Source organism: Paenibacillus sp. FSL E2-8871 (assembly GCF_038000345.1).
GTDB lineage: Bacteria > Bacillota > Bacilli > Paenibacillales > Paenibacillaceae > Paenibacillus_AQ.
In genome coordinates this window covers 739873-757768 of the sequence record NZ_JBBOBV010000001.1, presented here as the reverse complement: position 1 = coordinate 757768, position 17896 = coordinate 739873, and the positions used below count along the sequence as shown (strand labels likewise).

General features: G+C 40.6%; 21 protein-coding genes. 1 reads left to right on the top strand and 20 read right to left on the bottom strand.

All coding sequences use genetic code 11. The features are described from left to right. Positions 1-33 precede the first annotated feature (33 nt). The 11 genes from NYE25_RS03535 to NYE25_RS03485 form a co-directional block, all read right to left on the bottom strand. On the bottom strand, positions 34-489 hold the full coding sequence (locus NYE25_RS03535; protein WP_341145127.1) for an NUDIX hydrolase: 456 nt from the start codon (positions 487-489) through the stop codon (positions 34-36). A gap of 154 nt (positions 490-643) precedes the next feature. Next, positions 644-1411 carry a (S)-benzoin forming benzil reductase gene (locus NYE25_RS03530; RefSeq protein WP_341054427.1) on the bottom strand — a complete coding sequence of 256 codons (768 nt, stop codon included), beginning with the start codon at positions 1409-1411 and terminating at the stop codon, positions 644-646. A 160-nt stretch (positions 1412-1571) separates the two neighbouring features. Continuing rightward, on the bottom strand, positions 1572-2198 hold the full coding sequence (locus NYE25_RS03525) for a thermonuclease family protein (protein WP_341145126.1): 627 nt from the start codon (positions 2196-2198) through the stop codon (positions 1572-1574). A gap of 171 nt (positions 2199-2369) precedes the next feature. Continuing rightward, positions 2370-3548, bottom strand: a complete 1179-nt coding sequence (locus NYE25_RS03520) for an MFS transporter (RefSeq protein ID WP_341145125.1) — start codon at positions 3546-3548, stop codon at positions 2370-2372. Between the two features lie 82 nt (positions 3549-3630). Continuing rightward, complete coding sequence (locus NYE25_RS03515; RefSeq protein WP_060624147.1) at positions 3631-3942, bottom strand: ArsR/SmtB family transcription factor; 312 nt, start codon at positions 3940-3942, stop codon at positions 3631-3633. 47 nt (positions 3943-3989) lie between these two features. After that, positions 3990-4943, bottom strand: a complete 954-nt coding sequence (gene mraY, locus NYE25_RS03510) for a phospho-N-acetylmuramoyl-pentapeptide-transferase (RefSeq protein WP_341145124.1) — start codon at positions 4941-4943, stop codon at positions 3990-3992. A gap of 321 nt (positions 4944-5264) precedes the next feature. Then, positions 5265-5894, bottom strand: a complete 630-nt coding sequence (locus NYE25_RS03505) for a hypothetical protein (RefSeq protein ID WP_341145123.1) — start codon at positions 5892-5894, stop codon at positions 5265-5267. Positions 5895-6008: 114 nt separating this feature from the next. Beyond that, entirely contained in the window at positions 6009-6752 is a 744-nt protein-coding gene (locus NYE25_RS03500; protein ID WP_179085851.1) for an ABC transporter permease, read from the bottom strand. Between the two features lie 48 nt (positions 6753-6800). Beyond that, positions 6801-7550 carry an ABC transporter permease gene (locus NYE25_RS03495; protein WP_042193809.1) on the bottom strand — a complete coding sequence of 250 codons (750 nt, stop codon included), beginning with the start codon at positions 7548-7550 and terminating at the stop codon, positions 6801-6803. A 127-nt stretch (positions 7551-7677) separates the two neighbouring features. Beyond that, positions 7678-8733: an ABC transporter ATP-binding protein gene (locus NYE25_RS03490; protein WP_341145122.1), complete on the bottom strand. Its 1056-nt coding sequence runs from the start codon at positions 8731-8733 to the stop codon at positions 7678-7680. Positions 8734-8811: 78 nt separating this feature from the next. Next, positions 8812-9591, bottom strand: a complete 780-nt coding sequence (locus NYE25_RS03485; protein ID WP_341145121.1) for a GTP cyclohydrolase II — start codon at positions 9589-9591, stop codon at positions 8812-8814. A gap of 194 nt (positions 9592-9785) precedes the next feature. Between NYE25_RS03485 and NYE25_RS03480 the strand changes: the two genes are divergently transcribed. Then, the gene (locus tag NYE25_RS03480) at positions 9786-10112 is read left to right on the top strand and encodes a winged helix-turn-helix transcriptional regulator (RefSeq protein ID WP_042127276.1); all 327 of its coding nucleotides are present in this window, start codon (positions 9786-9788) and stop codon (positions 10110-10112) included. A gap of 91 nt (positions 10113-10203) precedes the next feature. On the opposite strand, the gene NYE25_RS03475 is transcribed toward NYE25_RS03480, so the two are convergent. The 9 genes from NYE25_RS03475 to NYE25_RS03435 all read right to left on the bottom strand — a co-directional run bounded on the left by NYE25_RS03475 (position 10204) and on the right by NYE25_RS03435 (position 17880). Next, positions 10204-11088 carry an ABC transporter permease subunit gene (locus NYE25_RS03475; RefSeq protein WP_042187770.1) on the bottom strand — a complete coding sequence of 295 codons (885 nt, stop codon included), beginning with the start codon at positions 11086-11088 and terminating at the stop codon, positions 10204-10206. After that, complete coding sequence (locus tag NYE25_RS03470) at positions 11085-12047, bottom strand: ABC transporter ATP-binding protein (RefSeq protein WP_341054417.1); 963 nt, start codon at positions 12045-12047, stop codon at positions 11085-11087. Before NYE25_RS03470 ends, NYE25_RS03475 begins: the two co-directional genes overlap by 4 nt. Continuing rightward, the gene (locus NYE25_RS03465; protein WP_341145120.1) at positions 12044-13165 is read right to left on the bottom strand and encodes a hypothetical protein; all 1122 of its coding nucleotides are present in this window, start codon (positions 13163-13165) and stop codon (positions 12044-12046) included. Before NYE25_RS03465 ends, NYE25_RS03470 begins: the two co-directional genes overlap by 4 nt. Positions 13166-13218: 53 nt before the next feature. Beyond that, complete coding sequence (locus tag NYE25_RS03460) at positions 13219-13737, bottom strand: sigma-70 family RNA polymerase sigma factor (protein WP_076286416.1); 519 nt, start codon at positions 13735-13737, stop codon at positions 13219-13221. A 173-nt stretch (positions 13738-13910) separates the two neighbouring features. After that, positions 13911-14228, bottom strand: a complete 318-nt coding sequence (locus NYE25_RS03455) for a hypothetical protein (protein ID WP_042187762.1) — start codon at positions 14226-14228, stop codon at positions 13911-13913. 146 nt (positions 14229-14374) lie between these two features. Further along, the gene (gene nagE, locus NYE25_RS03450) at positions 14375-15829 is read right to left on the bottom strand and encodes an N-acetylglucosamine-specific PTS transporter subunit IIBC (RefSeq protein ID WP_341054412.1); all 1455 of its coding nucleotides are present in this window, start codon (positions 15827-15829) and stop codon (positions 14375-14377) included. Positions 15830-15877: 48 nt separating this feature from the next. Next, positions 15878-16384: a PTS sugar transporter subunit IIA gene (locus NYE25_RS03445; RefSeq protein WP_042187759.1), complete on the bottom strand. Its 507-nt coding sequence runs from the start codon at positions 16382-16384 to the stop codon at positions 15878-15880. A gap of 22 nt (positions 16385-16406) precedes the next feature. After that, positions 16407-17279: a PRD domain-containing protein gene (locus NYE25_RS03440; RefSeq protein WP_042187757.1), complete on the bottom strand. Its 873-nt coding sequence runs from the start codon at positions 17277-17279 to the stop codon at positions 16407-16409. Positions 17280-17493: 214 nt separating this feature from the next. Further along, complete coding sequence (locus NYE25_RS03435) at positions 17494-17880, bottom strand: DivIVA domain-containing protein (protein WP_042187755.1); 387 nt, start codon at positions 17878-17880, stop codon at positions 17494-17496. Between the last annotated feature and the right edge of the window lie 16 nt (positions 17881-17896).

Below are 17896 nucleotides of genomic sequence, written 5' to 3'. Positions count from 1 at the left end.
TGGGAAAGGTGACACTTTAAGTGAGATGTGGTCTTACTTCATAAAATGATCCATAAATCTCTTAATGACTGGAACATCAGGAGGTGATAACTCGCTAGGCAATTCTCCATAATTAAAAAAACGGACTTCTTGCACTTCAATTCCATCTTCTTTAAGCGCACCGTCAAATTCTGTACATAGATAAGCGGCTACAACATTATAAACTTCATCACCGTTTGGATATTTGTAATAAAGCTCTTGTCCAGAAAACATGTCGAACAATTCAAGCTCCTTGGCCTGTAAACCTGTCTCCTCAAAAAGTTCCCTTTTAGCAACCTCTTCCAAAGTCTCCCCAAGCTCCATCGAGCCACCTGGCAACCCCCAGCAACCGTTGTCCGTTCTACGTTGTAATAGTAATTGCTGCTCGCTACACAACAAAACACAGGCTCCTGCCATAATAAGCGGCCTGCTACCTACTAGTTTTCTTAGCTCCATAATATAATTGCTCATTACACAGCATCCTTTTCCTAAATGGCTTGTTTTTTTGTTCTTTTCCAGAAATTCATCTTCAGTAAGTCCAGATCCGATCATCATCCTGCCAATAATAAATGCTGTAATCTATATCTCGCATAATACACTCCGAAAAGTAGTTATTTTAGTCTGTTTATATACTTAAATGCTGTTGAAGTTTTGAGTAATCATAAATATCCACAACTGCACCGTGTTCAAAATTAGGCTTAAACAAAAACTCAATGATTTGTTGTGCTGTTTCCTGTGCTGTTGTGAGCATCCCAGTATCCTTAACCACCTCAAATATCTCTGCTGATGGAAATGTTGATTTATCCTGGCTTCTAGCCTCTTTTTGCAGATTGGTATCAATCATTCCTGGCCAGATCGATACAATTCCAACTGGTGTTTTGGAGTGATTCTGTTCTAGTCCCACACATTGTGAAAAAACATCTAGTCCAGCTTTCGCTGCTGAATACAGACTCATGCCAGGATGATGATTTTTAGCAGAAGAGGATGATATATTTAAGATCCTTTTGTCGATTAGATGACCATTTGTATGCTTTATAAACATTGAGGTTAGTATAATGGGAGCTAATAAATTCACATTTATATTTCCCATTATTTCATCAACCCTAGCTGTATCAATAAATGAGACAGGAGCAATCATTGAAGCGTTATTAATAAGGTAGATTCCCTCCGCTTTTGATACGTCAATAGAATTGAAAATACTCCCCATCAGAGATTCAATCAGATGAATGTGATTCAAATCAAACTCATAGTAGGTTATATTACTACTTTTGCTCACTAAACTCTCATTTCTTTCACGTGAGATACAAAACAGATAGTGATCAGGAGAGACTAATTGTTCTGCTATTGACTCTCCAATTCCTCTTGAAGTCCCTGTAATAATGAAGTATTTCATAAGGGCAATCCTCCTCGAATTGTAACCTGATACTAATACCAACTACTAGAGTATCCCATTTAAAGAATCGCCTTGTCAAATACATCCATTCTGTGTATGTTCTCCCTAATATAAAAAAAGCTACCTCATGGTAGCTCTATAAATCCTGATTACTTGATATTTATTTCGTTTTTGGAACATGAAAACCATTGTTTTGCGCGTAATTTTCAATACTCCAGATGCCGATTCCCTGCTCTCTTGCTTTATCCTGTATAGCTCTAAATTGATCTACGTATTTCGTATTAGGTGCAAATACATATGCCACACGTGCATAACCCTGCTCTAGCAGAAGCTCATTAAACATTTTGCCATCGATATAGAGATAACAGAGTAGACGACCATATTTATCTCGTTCTGATACATCTAGTTCAATTTGCACATCTTTATTAGTAAGCATCTTTTTGGCATAATCAGAGGCTTCTATCGAAAATGGCTGTGGCTCAGGAATGTTCGGATTAACGGATTCAGGGGTATCGACTAGTAGCAAGCGTACTGTTTCTTTTTTACCGTCGATAGTCAGCTTCATGGTGTCACCATCAACTACCCGTGTTACCTTAGCATCTAATAAACGTCTGTTATCCTCTTGTGTATTCTTTGCAGTAGGGCTAGGACTTGTTGTTATAGATGGAGATGGAGCTTGAGCTTGAGCTTGATCTGAAGTAGACTGCTCGGCGAAAGTGCAAGCGGTAGCTGTTCCGAGTATGAGGGTGATTGCTAAGCAGATTTTTAATAGATACGTTTTACTCATGGTTAAACCTCTTTCTTATACATATGTAATAGCTTCATGGGGTCTAATTAAAATAAATCAAAATAGTAAAAAACACAAGTTTGTAATACTTAATATAGAAAACAACGACAGCTATGTATCAGAAAAATAAGATACATGGCTGTCGCTGTTTTAATAAATTCATAATCTCCGTTAATCACCCAGCTTAGCTTCTGTTACGTTTAAGTTAGAAATTTTTATTTTGAATATGATCGATAAGAAAGCAAGCAGGGAAAACATAATTCCGATCCAGATGAGTTGATGTATTCCTTCATGAGAAATAAACCAACCACCGATAGCAGTACCTATAGTAATTCCAAGGTTGGAAAATGAAATAAACAAGCTGTTACCGAATTCGGGAGCTTCTTTTGCCTCGGTCGTTAACCATGCTTGACTGACAATGAGTCCGCCGGAATGCACTGCCCCCCATATGATTATGATAATAACCATCGGAATGAAATAAGATCCTAGATAATAAACGAAGAGGTAAGTTACCGCATATAGCAGAGGAAACATGATGACGGTCTTTGGAATGCTTTTATGCAAAAGGCCCCCAAATATAAAATTCCCAAAAATCATGACTATACCAAAGGCCATCAACATGATACTAATCCATGATCCATTCATATGTGTTACTTGACCAAGATACTCAGCGAAGTAACTATATACAGAAAACATAGCTGCAAAGATAAAAATAACAGTCACAATATTTAACCACAATAGGGGTTTGCGTAGTATACCAAGCTGCTTGCCATAAGACATTTTTTCTTTAACAGGCATGGAAGGAAGCCAAGCGAGTATCCCTAAAAAGGCAATTATACTTACAACAGCACCAAACAGGAAAGCAACTTCTAATGATATTTTGTCCGCGAGATAAGAAGTCAAAGGCACACCAAAAGCAAACCCGACTGTGATTCCGGCGAAAACCTTTGTAACTGCTTTAGTACTCTTTTCTGGTGGGACAAGTTGAGCAGCGGTCACAAGAGCAACTGAAAAAAAGACAGGATGAAAAATAGCAGGGATAATACGAAAAATCAGCATTACTTCAAACATTGTTGTATAAGCGTACACAACATTTGAAATTGCAAAAATTAGTACAGCCGTTAATAGAATAACTTTACGATTAATACCAGAAGCCAGTAATGTTAGAAATGGACCAGAAATGGCAACAACTAAAGCAAATATACTTACAAGCCATCCAGTCTGTGAAGTCGATATATTAAATTTTTGAGTTATCTGCGGAAGAACACCTATAATTCCCATTTCCGTAGTGATAATACCAAATACACCTAAAGCCAGAATAATGATAAGCAACGGGTTAATCTTTTTCATTTTTAAAATAATCCTCCATTTATATTCACATATACAGATTTGTAGATATGTATTATCAAAAAAAAGTCTTCCCTCCTCTCATTTATAGTTTCTGTTTAATATACTCGGAAAATTCCTGAATTGTCTTCTCGTTCCGACGATAGTACGTCCACTTCCCAATTCGCTCAGATTCCAACAAACCAGCTTTTTGCATTGTCAACAAATAACTCGAGATAACAGACTGTGCAAGTCCCGCTTTAGCTTGAATATCTCCCACGCATATTCCAGTTCGAAAACTAAGGCCTTGTTGTAAATAAGGCTTCTCATCAAAGAATTCCTCTGGAGTTTTTAACCACATCATAATCTGACTACGCGTCTCGTTAGACAAAGCTTTAAATATCACTAAAGGTTCCATGCATTTTATTATATCTACTTTTATAGATTTGTAAATGCAAAATTTATTTAGTGCATGAGATATTTCCAAATTAACCAGCAAATCAGTACGGATACCCACGAAATGAAACCGAATATAATCACGATTTTGTTTTCGCTCCATCCATATTTTAAGCTGAAATGGTAATGAATCGGAGCCATTCGGAACAGCCGCAGCTTAGTTCGTTTATAGTACCAAACTTGTAATATGACCGACAACTGCTCCGCAAAATAGACGAAAAACAAAATCGGAATCAAAAGCTCGACCTTCTCAATGACAGCTAAAATGGAAAGAGAGCCACCGATCGCCAGCGATCCTGTATCGCCCATAAACGCTCTTGCCGGGTAAATATTGTAAAGGAACAGCCCCAGCAGACAGCCAATCATGACAAGGGAAAATGTCTGCACTTCAGGTTTGTCCGAAATCATAAAAAAGAAAAAATACGTTGGAATGGCTACATTGATCAGTAGCCCATCAAGACCGTCCGTAAAATTGATGGCATTTGCGGAGCCCACCACAAACAGCAAAATGATTCCGACATAAAGGTACAAAGGCAATTGCAAATAGTGCCCTTGAAATAACCCAATATCGCTCGTCAGGCCGAACGAATGGAACAACACATACAAAATGGTTCCAGTAAAAATAAATTGTAACACTAGCTTTGAGCGACCGGTGATGCCGGACGGATTTTGCCAAAAAGCCTTTTTGAAATCATCGAGAAATCCGACTGAGCTGAACAACAAAAACGTGACGCATAAGAGTAACATTAGAGGTCCGGGATGAAACTGTAACGAGATCGCTATCCCGATAAGCAGGACCAACCCTGCCATAAGCGGTGTACCACGTTTGGCCTGATGATCCGCAGGTAACTTTGAGCGAATTGGCTGCGTTAGCCTCAGCCTGTGCAGTGTCCAGATCAACAACGGCGTAAATATCGCCACTAGAAGAAAAGACAGGCCGGAAATAGCCATAATTCCAAACATATAATAAACTGCCCCCTCTTTGAAAAACAATATTTTAAAACTTCCACTCCAAATACTCTACTCTGGAACCTAACTCACACTCACGAAATTGATTTGAGAGTTATTAAGATCGCTTGAATTATGTAAAGTTTTATCCCTCTCACTTGTATCTTTAGTAAAATGATATATGTAAATAAAACTTTGATAAAGAGAAAGTATTCTGTTTTTATTTCCTATTTTTGCTCCTCATTAAGAAATACTTCCGATCAAAAAATAAAGGACTGCCTATCGGCAGCCCTTCATTTATTTCGCATCCCTCTCTGTTTTCAAATCGATAATTACCTAAGAGTCTAGCTCTGCTAATTCCTGAAGGATTTTCTCAATATCACCTTCAGGATTTAACGCTTTGATCATCTCTTTTGTAATAGCTGCACCCTCATAAACTTGTGCAACAACCTCTAAGGGGAGTGTGAGTTCAAAATAACCTTCGGCAAATTCCACAAAATCCTCAGCTGTGCGGAAAATAGTCCCTAGCAAAAAGTCCGAACCATCTTCTGTCCCCGCTGGAATCTCTACCTTCCCCTTTTTCCACGTCAAGTCATTATTTTCACGCCAAAAACAAAAAGTAACATCATCCTTAGCTATCGCCTCATCTTCAAGAATAGACAATAGTGAGGTGGGGACTTCTTCATAGATTCCTGGCCAAACTTCATGTTCGTCGCGCGCATATGGACTTACTTCGGATTCATGATCAAAACCTTTAATTATCGTTCCTTGAGGTGCAAAAATAATAAACAAATTATCACCTGAGCCATTATCGATCGATGCTAGAGAAACATTCTTATCAGATTTAGAATCAAAACTATGATAGCGAAGCCATTCCTCTGAACATAGGACAATATTTAGAGAAGCAAGTATTTTCATGAGTTTTTTTAAGTTTTCGGGTGCTGGTAAAATATCTAACACATTCATCTATGATTCCTCCCCATACTAGTTATTAATGATTTTAGCATATTGATGAATTAGGAGTGAAAAAAAAGACTACCCGAAGGTAGCCTTTCCAACTTAACAAGACAATAGCTTAGCTTAAGATCCCGCGCCCTTATATCTTCTAACCCCATAACTCCAAGCTAACAGACCAATCCCAAGGAATATCGCACCTACAACAGGTGTCATCAGCGCCAGGCTCGTCATTTCTTCACGCTGCAGGAAGAGCGCTGCTGGATAGACTCCGACGAATGCAAACGGGATAATCCAAGTTAGAAGTACCTGAATAGCACGATTGTAAATCGTTACCGGATAACGGCCATAGGTCTGAATATTGTACATTAGAGGAAGAATACCCGTTGGTGCATCGGAATAGAAAGACAACGAAGTCAATGTTGTATAAATCCCAGTATAGATGGCGACGGCACTTAATGTAAGAATGATCAGAGCCGGTATCGTCCACCATTCAAAGGGAAGACCCAAATTACTACCACTGATGGCCATAATAATAATACCTATGAATGAGCCCATTAGTGCTGGTGGATCAACATTTTCCAAGAAGATCTGGAACAAATTATGCGCCGGACGTGTCAAAATACGGTCCATCTCACCTTTGACGATATAACGCTCACTAAATCCCCATAGATTCACAAAACAACTAAACACCCCAAAAGGCACCATAAAGAACCCATAGACGAACACTACTTCGTTCTGATTCCAGCCGCCAAGGCTATCCGTATGCATGAAAATTACTAGTATAAAGATAAAGTTTGTAGCCTGAAAGAGCAAATCTGATATGACCTCTACCCAAAAATCGGCGCGATAGGTGAGCCGGGACTTCATATAGTTTTTAATGTATTCAATTAATAATCCAAGGTAATACACGTTTCCTCAACCTCCCTGCACGAAGAGACGCTGCCGCGCCGCATGATATAACCAGACAATTGGAATTAGTAATGCCAGGAACCAAACGATCTGTATCCCTAGTACATTCCAAATCCCAACCCCTTGCACCCGTCCTGTAAATACAGAACCTGGCAAGTAAGTAATCGCCTGAAACGGCAGCACCTTAAGTATAGAAGATAGCCAGTCAGGAAACAGACTGATCGGCACGATCAGACCAGAGAACAGATCAACAATTACCCGCTTCATACGCATCATGCCCTCATTATTCTCAACAAAGAAAGCCGAGAGCCCAGTAATAATATTGATCTGTGAATTAATCAAAAAGCTGAAAAAGAGCATTACAAGAAAACCCGCCCAAGCAGATGGTGCTGTAGGTAATTGAACCGGGAACAACAACATCGCTATAGCCATACCCGGAATCATAAACAAGAGGAAGCGGAACATTCCCTCTCCGAGTCCTTGCATCATTTTGACTAAGACATAGTTATAAGGCCTTATAAACTGGATAGCGATACTTCCGTCTCGTATATCCGTAGAGATCTCACGATCTAGATTATTAAAATAAAACGCACGAGCCATCCAAGAAACAGCGACATAAGACGTCATTTGCGTTGCGGTAAAGCCACCAAGTGAATCCCCATTACCATAGATGGCCATCCACGTGAAATAGTTAACCCCGATATTCAGTGAATAGATAAGAATACCTGAGTAGTAGTTAATCCGATAAGCAAGCATGGTAAGGAACCGGATACGTATAAAATCTAAGTACGCCCCAAATAGTAATCTACGACTATTCTCTGGAGGACCACCTGAAGACGAACCTCCTGAGGACGAGGACATAGCTGTTGAAGCATTAAGCTTATCAGACATGTAAAGCCTCTCTTTCATCCTTCAGAGAGGCAGCTTGTTTCTCTGGTTTATCCGCAGACCCGGATTGATAAATACTGCGAACAATATCGTCCGTATTCGTCTCAATGATTTTGATATCAGTAATGTCGGCTTTCCCTACTACCCGTCCCAAAACATCGGATACATTTATATCCAGTGGTATCCAAACCGATGCTCCAAGATCGTTGTCTGCAGACCAAGTAACCGGCATCCCTTCAGTCCAAAGCTCAAGTAATTGCCGTTTCGTTGCATTTCCGAATTGAAATTGAACTTCACGTCCGGTTCCCCAGCGCTGTTTCAGATCTTCTAGTCCGCCGTCATAAATAATTCGACCATCATCAAGCATAATCACCCGCGAGCAAAGGGCTTCAATATCTTGCAGGTCATGTGTAGTCAACAGTATGGTCGTTCCATGCTCACGGTTCATATCTTTAAGGAATTCACGGATCTCTGACTTCACCACAATATCTAAACCAATGGTTGGCTCGTCCAGAAATACAATCGAAGGGTTATGAAGTAATGCTGCGACTAATTCACAACGCATCCGCTGACCGAGACTGAGCTTACGAACAGGACGATTCAGTAGTTCTTGCAACTGCAATCGTTCGACCAATTCATCCAGCCGTTTCTTGAAGTCTTGTTCAGATACCCGGTATACCTTGCGCAGCAGCTGGAAGGATTCAATGACCCCAATGTCCCACCATAGCTGGCTGCGTTGCCCGAACACTACACCGATATTCTTCACGAATTTCTCGCGCTCCAAATAAGGAACATAACCACCCACCGTAAGATTTCCTGAAGTGGGTACGAGAATGCCCGTGAGCATTTTGATCGTGGTTGATTTCCCAGCACCGTTCTCGCCGATATAACCACAAATCTCACCTTCGGGAATGGAAAAGGAAATATCCTTCACAGCAGTTACTTCCGTATACTCCCTTTTAAACAAATCAGCGAAGGCCCCTTTGAGACCTTCGCGGTTTTTTTGTACTTTGAATGTTTTGCGTAAGTCTTGTACTTGAATAGCAGTCATATTGTACCTCACTAAGCTTAAAGTTGGGTTCCAGTAACCCATTATAATTGAAGAAGTGCAAAAGCACTACCTCAATTTTTACTTAGCCAGTCTTCCTACAATTGGATTCGCTTCTTTCACTGCCTCTAAATGTCCTGAACGAGCCACTTTGGTGCGTAAGTATTTCTCGTTAAAAGAAGATACATCTCCCCACAGCGGTACTCTTTTCACAGCATTCATACCTGCAGTCTTGAGAGCTTCCAGTTTCTTCGGATTGTTCGTAATTAACGTGACTGGTTTATGACGTAGATGTTGTAGAACGCTAATCGCTTCTTCATAATTTCTTGAATCATCAGAAAAACCCAGCTCTAAATTAGCCTCAACTGTATCGTATCCTTCTTCTTGTAAAAGATACGCTAAAGATTTGCTAAACAGTCCAATGCCTCTACCCTCATGGTTAGCAAGATAGAATAACGCACCTGAACCGTGCTCTACGATCATTTTCATGGACTGATGCAGTTGGAAGCCACAATCACAACGTTTGCTGCCAAAAATATCGCCGGTATGACAAATGCTATGCATCCGAATCAATGCTTCATCTGAGCCTTCGAAATCACCATATACTAAAACACTGGATTGCTGACCATCTGCGAGGCTCATGGATGGTAACTTTGAAATCAAAGCGGCTGTTGCTTTACTATTATCACCAAGAAGCTCTGCATCCGTAGTGTTCAGCCAGTTGTACCATTTAAAAGTAACAGTCTCTCCGTCTAAATTCACGGGTAAAGTAATCGGTCCAACTAATATATTTGTACTGTTTTCTAAAGGAATTCGAGTAATTTTATTTTGTAGGATAGAAATAATATCTGGTTTAATCATGGGTACACCTTCCTCAATGTCCATCGATGCTTAGCAGTAGCTAAACTTAAGGATCGAATATTAGTTAAAATATAAGTAACTATTTGTAAGTAAGTTTATCATTGTAATATAACTTCGTCAAGTTATAATATATCTTTAAATATTCATAATTACTTTATGTAAGTTTATGATATAATGAATGTCGAGGTGATATTATGAATGATTTCAACATGTGTCCTCGCTTTGAAAAAGCGGTAGACTTGCTAAGTAAACGTTGGGTCGCGCTGATCGTTTTCGTGCTTATGCCAGGTCCACGTCGTTTTGGCGAAATAGAAAGCTGTCTGTCCAATCTAAGTGGTAAAGTGTTATCTGACCGATTAAAAGAAATGGAAATCGAAGGTATTATTGAGCGAACCGTATATCCAGAAATGCCAGTACGCATTGAGTACTCCCTTACTCCAAAAGGAACCGCGTTGGCTCCTATACTTGGTGAAATTGGAAATTGGTCAACAGACTGGATTGAGCTTGGTGTTACAAATTAATCCGACTTATACTAACTTGAAGAGCCCTTTTTGTTCCGTAAATCCGGCAACAAAAAGGGCATTTTAAGTTCTTCGAAATATTGTTAAACTGCTATAGATCCTTCCGTTGAAAACGATACAATCCGATTAAGAACGCTATTAGTGTATAGAAGATCGCATAGACGATAAATGAATTAGATGGGACTGAGGTGAAGTTATCTAGCCCAAATAGACTATTGGAAGCGTTAAACATCCCGTTCATTTCGTTAATACTAAACAGTTCAGCAGTCATTCTGCGCTGTAACCCATCTACAGGCATAAGTAAGGACATTATACCCGTCATATTATTTAGAGTGCTAAGTGCTTCGGGCTTAGATAATAATGAACTACTTACCTTGTCAATCATTCCTCCTAGCCATCCTGCTCCATAAAGCATCGTCATAAAGACTCCATTCCCAAGGGCTGAGAAGAATCCTGAACCCAGCATAGAAACAGTTATTAGCAACGGTACGATGGAAGAAAAGAGCAAAAATGATTTGAATAACGCTAATCCATCTCTTGGAATTGCGGTATGGGCTTGTGTAATTAGCAATATAGAAACAAATAAAATAAGTGCATAACCTATTCCTAGTGTTACATAACCAAGCCAGCGACCTGCGTACCATTTCCAGCGTGGAATTGGTCTTGGAAGCAAGGCTTGCATCACTCCCTGCTCTGCCTCACCTGAAATGGCGGAAAACGAACTAAAAATAGCTAAAAAAGCAATTACAAATGCTCCGAAGAAAAATCCAAACGATAAAATAAATAAACCATTTGTAAAACGAATAAGGAGTTCTTCTCCGCTAGGAAAACTCGATCCGTGAGACATAGAACTTTGCCCGATCGTACCCGCAATAAACCAAAACCCAATAAGAAAGACCACGGTCATAATTAATGTCAGCACCATTACTCTTTTGCGCATCAGTTCTTTCCAGGTCATACCCATTATAATTCTCATTCGTGTTCACCTCTGTGGCTTAGTCCTGATACAGCATTCATAAACCACTCTTCTAGACGTTCTTGCTGATGTGAAACTTCATATAAGGTCATCCCTTGTTCTATAATCAGTGTATTCAGCCAACCCACCTGCTCTTCACTTTCCAGCTCCGCTTCCAACCAAACCCTACTACTGTCTATGGATTCTTCGGTATGGGAAGACACCCGGATCTGCAAGCCTGTCTGATCTTTTAGCCACGACAATAAAATAGGCGCATAGCCGCCTACTTTAAATCGCCAGCTCATACGCTTGTTTAACACCTCGGACACTTTACCATGCCGGAGAATAACTCCGTTATTTAGTAGCGCCATTCGGTCGCAAAGTACTTCAACATCCTCTAACAGATGAGAGTTTAGAAATATCGTAACCCCTTTTTCTTTTAGATTCTGTAATATACGCCGGACTTCCTGACGTCCGATTGGATCTAGTGCCGATGAGGGCTCATCCAAAAATACGATAGCCGGCTCATTAACAAGTGCACAAGCTAAACCCAGTCTTTGCTGCATTCCCTTAGAGTAATGCTTCACTCGGTCACGTCCACGCTTACCAATTCCAACCTCATCAAGAAGTTGTGGAATTCTCTTATCTGCTACAGACCGCTGCATTCCGCATAGTCTTGCATGCAGCCTCACAACCTCCTCACCCGTTAGCCATTCCTGATAACGGTACAATTCGGGTAAATAACCGATTAGCGATTTAGCTTCTAGCGAACCAATCTTATGCCCGAACAGAGTTCCACTGCCACTTGATGGATGAATAAGTCCTACAAGCATTTTTACAAAGGTGCTTTTACCTGCACCGTTAGGGCCGAGGAAGCCAAAGGCTTCCCCTTTCCCTACAGTAATACTTACATCTCGACAACCGCGCCCGTTATCATATTCTTTAGTTAGGGACTTGGCTTCTATTGCTGCAGTACTCATGATTCAATCAGCTCCTGAACCTTGGTCATAAGCTTCTCTTTACTCGAATAGAGCTCACCTGACAAATTGAATAGCTGTCCATCCTGAATCCATGTAGCTTGATATACAGGACCGCGGCTGTATTCATAATTGTCAACGATGACTAAAGTGTCACCCACAGTTATTTGCTCCGTATTTTCACCAGCGATTAACGGCATTGGGATTTCTCCGGATAAGACCCTGCTTTGCATTAAGCTAGTCTTCAAGTAATCTGGGAGCAGTGGGAAATTCATTACAGCTTCCAAAGCCTCTTCCACTTTAATAGAAGGATCAACGTTAAGTACAGGTGCATTCATCTGCGACAGACTTGCCCAATGCGTTTCGTCAGATGAGAGATTGTAATTCACAAATTCCGGGATATGAAGTGTAATTGGTTTACCGTCAATCGATTCGGGCAGCAGATGTTCTGCTCCAATTTTTTTCAGGGCTTTGTTCACTTCGTCCACTTTCAGATTTAGCGTGATATCTTGTGAAGCACCCACCGTAACTGAATTATGCCCTTCCACTAAAGCAGCGGTTTTCGCTGGATAGCCTAGGGTAGCCTTCAGTTGATCCGCAGGCAACTCACCAATGTAAGCCCCGCTAGCGTTTGTAAACTCACCGAATTGATTAATTGATCGATTAAGTTCACCGTCTTCAGCCACCTGTGTGAAAATATTACGCAGATCACTCTCATGAACAACCGTAACCTGTTCCATCCGGAACTGATTCAGAATGGATGCCATTGCTGTGTTTCCTATTGGGGTCGCGAGAATGACTGCAAAAACAGCTACACTTGCTGCAACAACTCCTAGCTTCCGACGACGGTTCATACGCAGCCGACGCGGACGTTGCACTTTCTTATCAAGGGTAGTTACAAGTATGTCCTGTACTACCGTTGGAGTTGACTCTGATTCAATGTTCTCTAGATTTTCTGGTTGACTTAAGATAACAGAATCCTCAGTTTGAGCTTCCGTATGTTGACTCCATTTTGCCCATTGAGGATTATAAGGCTCATTCTCTAACTTACTCTGCAGCTTGACCCAGGCTTCGTCTGCACTTTGCTTATCTTTATCTTGCTTTCCTGAATAGTTATTCATTATTGTACCTCCTGATTTTAAAGATTACTTCGTAACTTCTCCTCAAAAGAAGTCTACTTCGTCTGGGGTATCGCCTTCGTTGCATTTTGTCTTAGTTTTTCTGTCGCTCGGTGAAGCAGGGTCCCTACTACTGGAGGTCTTACTCCAAGCTCTCCCGCGATTTCCACATAACTGTACCCCGAGTAGCGAAGAAGAAGCGCTTGTCTGTCTCTTTCAGGCAATTCATTCAGCCAGATGTGTACATCTTCCTGATCTAGCTTACTAATTATGACTTCTTCACCAGAAGGGGGAGATTCACTAGCATCATAAAGCTGCTCTTGTTTATTCTGCAGTCGCCGTTCCCTTGCTTTTTTGTCCAAATAATCATATCCAATACGAGTTAGGACTCTATGAAGCCAGGCACCCAGCGCTGCTGGATCATCTGGTGGATTACGGTACAATCTCAGAAAAACTTCTTGAGCTAAATCATCAGCCGCCGATTCATCACGTACCAAAGCGGCAAGCTTACGGCGGACAACAGGGTAATGTTCATAAAATATTGTTTTAAAAATTTCAGATTCCGGAATTTCCATCGTGTAAATCCTCCTTATCAGCTGCAGCTATAAGTAAGACGACTGTCAGTACATTTTTGTATCAGAATTCTTCATAATTATCATAACCCATTGTAAAACATACAAAAAGACAGCCCCTAATTAATAAGGTAACTGTCTTCATTATTGGTCTTACCTATCTGTTTTGATTCCAATTATCGAATTCGAATATATCGGTTAAGAATCTTTTTGGACAAAATACTCCGCTCCAGCTTAAGCTCCAGCAGCTGTTCTTTCCAATGTAACACTTCATCTGATTCTTCATTCTTACGCAGCTTCTCAAACAACTTCATGATCAATATGTTAACGGAATCAAACCGTGACCATAATTCTATCACACTTTCTTCTTGAACCTGAGGTTCTTCCGATACTGTGTTAAGATTCTTTAAGCTCTCTATGATGTCAGCCTGCCACTGTCCATCGTTAATTGCTTTGGCATAATTTAAAAGGTCCAGATAATCGTCGACTGACATATGTACCGACTCCTTTGTATGGTTATACCAAGTATTATACTAGGCATTATATATATTGCAACACTTTATACCTGTAAGTATACAAAAAAACAAGGGCTAGTATGCGGACTAGCCCTTGCTAATAAATTTAAACGGAGTACGTTAAGTTATAGTAACTTCTCGATTTCCTCTTTGTATTGCTCCGATTTCGGACCAAATACGATTTGTACAGCACCTTGACCAAGTCTCATTACACCCGAAGCACCGAGTTGTTTCAGAGCGGAATCTTTAACGGCTTTTTCGTCTTTAACGATCAGACGAAGGCGTGTAATACAAGCATCGATATTTTCGATGTTTGAAGGTCCGCCGATGTGCTCAAGAATTTGAGCAGCCTTGGAAGAAACAGCTGAACCTGTTCCGTTACCTCCAGTTGGTGCTACAAGCGCATCATCATCATCTTCGCGACCAGGGGTCTTAAGCTTGAACTTCGTGATGATAAAGCGGAACAACACATAGTACAGAACGAAGAAGCACAGACCTACAGGGATAAGAATCCATGCATTAGTGGATAGTTTCATGTTCACCAGGTAGTCAATCAAACCAGCGGAGAAGCCGAAACCAAGCTTAACATCTAGAATGTACATTAACGCCATAGAGAAACCAGTAAGTAAAGCATGCACTAAGTACAGTACTGGTGCCAAGAACATAAAGGAGAATTCAAGGGGTTCTGTGATCCCTGTTAAGAAGGAAGCGATAGCAGAACCGATAAAGATGGAAGCAACCATTTTACGTTTTTCTGGTTTAGCTGTATGAATAAATGCAAGAGCTGCACCTGGAAGCGCAAACATCATGATTGGGAAGAAGCCTGTCATAAACATCCCAGCTGTTTTGTCTCCAGCGAAGAAGCGATACAAGTCACCGTGTACCAATTCACCAGCTGCATTCGTAAAGTCACCAATTTGGAACCAAGCAATCGTATTAAGTACGTGGTGAAGTCCAATCGGAATCAACAAGCGGTTAGCTGTACCAAAGATGAAAGCTCCAACTGCACCCAGGGATACAACCCAGTTTCCGAAATCACTAATTACGTCTTGAATCGGACTCCAAATCATTCCAATTAATACGGCAAGAACCATCGTGGATGCTGCGGTAATAATTGGAACAAAACGTTTACCAGCAAAGAACCCGAGCCAATCTGGCATCTTTATATTGTGATATTTCTTATATAGAAATGCTGCCCAGGCACCGGCAAATATACCCCCAAGCACACCCATATTCAACACTACATCATCATTGATGAAGGAGAATTGAAGTGGTACGACAGCTAGTATCTTAGTCAGTACCATATATGCAATTACTGCTGACAAGGCTGCTACAGCGTCCTTGGCAAATCCAATGGCAACCCCGACAGCAAATATCAAAGCAAGATTTCCGAAGATCGCATTCGCACCGGCATTTAGGAATGGAGCAAAATATTGATTCAGGAATCCCCCTACTGTAGCTCCTAGATGCAAATCTTTTTCATAGTTAAGCAATCCAAACCCTTGAAGAATAGCTGCCGCTGGCATAGTAGCAACTGGAAGCATAAGCGACTTACCTAATTTTTGTAGAAAAGCCAACATAACAATATCATCCTTTCGATTCAATAGTAGTAATGCTCTATCAGCCTATTACTTTGAAGCCACTGTAAGAATCAGATCCTGTCCTGCTGTAACCTGACCATAATGTCCGTTCACTTGAGGTGGTGTTTCCTCCGTACTAGTCACGATTACAGGTGAAATTGTGTCACAGCCTGCTGCGCGAATAACGTCCAGATCAAATTCGATTAAGGTTTGACCTGCCTTCACTTGATCTCCAGAGGCAATATGACTGACAAATCCGTTGCCCTTAAGACTGACAGTATCGATTCCGATATGTAACAGCAATTGCACACCGGAGGAATGTTCCAGAATAACTGCATGACTCGATTTCACGATATGAGCAACCGTGCCATCAAAAGGAGCCTTTAGGATCCCCTCGGAAGGTCTGATTGCAACTCCGCTACCCATATGACCACCAGCAAAGGTTTCATCCGGAACCTCTGTTAATGAAACTGCTTCTCCGCTGATTGGTGCCATGATTTCGATTGTATGTCCAGTATGTTTCTCTTCTTTTTTTGATTTCCATTTGGAAAACATATGCTCCACTCCTCTAAAGATGTTAGTTTTGTTTCACTAAAGTCTGAAATAATCGATGTAAGTGCATCGCCAGGAAACACAGCTCTTCTTCCGGGATATCTACACCAAGAGATTTTTGCATCACTTTACCGAGCTTTTGAGATAACTTGTATTCTTCCTTGTATTCCTTCTTAATATGTTTCACAAAAGGATTATCTATTAGTGATCCCTTCAAAATACGTTCCAGTGAAAACCGTAAATGGATCATTAATCGAATATGATTCATACTGCCATGCTCAAAAGTTATATTCCGTTCTTGCTGTATCATGTCCAGAAGTTCACTTACAATATTAGATGCTTTTACTAACTGACCCACCGATACATTGTTAACTGCGGAGTACACATGATAAGTTAGAAATCCAACCTCGTCTTCGGGAATTTGCACCTGAAATTCAGCATTGATCTTCTCTGATGCCTTGTAAGCGATATCAAATTCCTTCGGAAAAGACATCTTAGTTTCTTGTAAAAAAGGATTAATAATATCCATCCCGTTGCGCAGACGGTAAATGGTGAACTGAATGTGGCTCGGGAGTGCCAAATAAATCTTGTCGTTTAATTTGTCAGGAAATTGACTTTGGATATCAGCAATTATTTCATCAGTTATTCTCATCACTTTGGGATCTATGTCTTCCAGCAATATTTGATACTGACTCCAGGATTCGCGGTCTTCTAGACGAAACAATTTCTCAATACGAGGATCGTTTCCTTCAATCACACCTGAACCTTTCACAGCAAAACCAATGCCTTTACCGATGATGACATATTCCTTGCCGTTCTTGCTTCCCTGAACCATTACAACGTTGTTCCCAATCACACGCTGTACTTGAAATTGCTCGATCTCCCGCGACAAGCTCATCACTCCTTTCCCATATTATCGTCAATTAGGAACAAAAAAAGCCAAGAAATGTCTCATCGAGATGAAGACAATCCTTGGCTCATGCCCTTAACGGTAACACGCCACTAAAATATAAATGATCATTTATGAACATATCATAAATCATGAACTGCTTACTCGTCAATGGTAAATTTATAAATGTCAAGCGCAGCTCCTGAACTCAAAAATTCACGAGTTACAAATAGCTTTCAATTTGGGGAAGCTTTTCTTTAAGCTGACGGACATTGGTCTCCAGTTTTAGAATGACCTCTTCTAATTCCTTAGGGTCGATACCTCGAAGTACAGGAACCTGAATTACCTCTGTGGCTTTTGTTTCTGATTTTAATTCTCGCATCTCCAGCTGCTGTTCTTGCCATTTATCCATCAGATCAGCAATTGTCGCATAAAAACGCTCATAATCCTTGATTACACTATCTAAAAATGTATCCACTTCCTCCGCATCGTAACCACGAAGCTTCATACTGAATTCTTTTTCATGTATGGTTAGAGCATCTAGAGTGATGCCAAGTTGGCTGAATAGCTTACGTTGTTTGTCCAATCGACGTTTCATATGTTCATCCATCATTTGTTACCTCCAA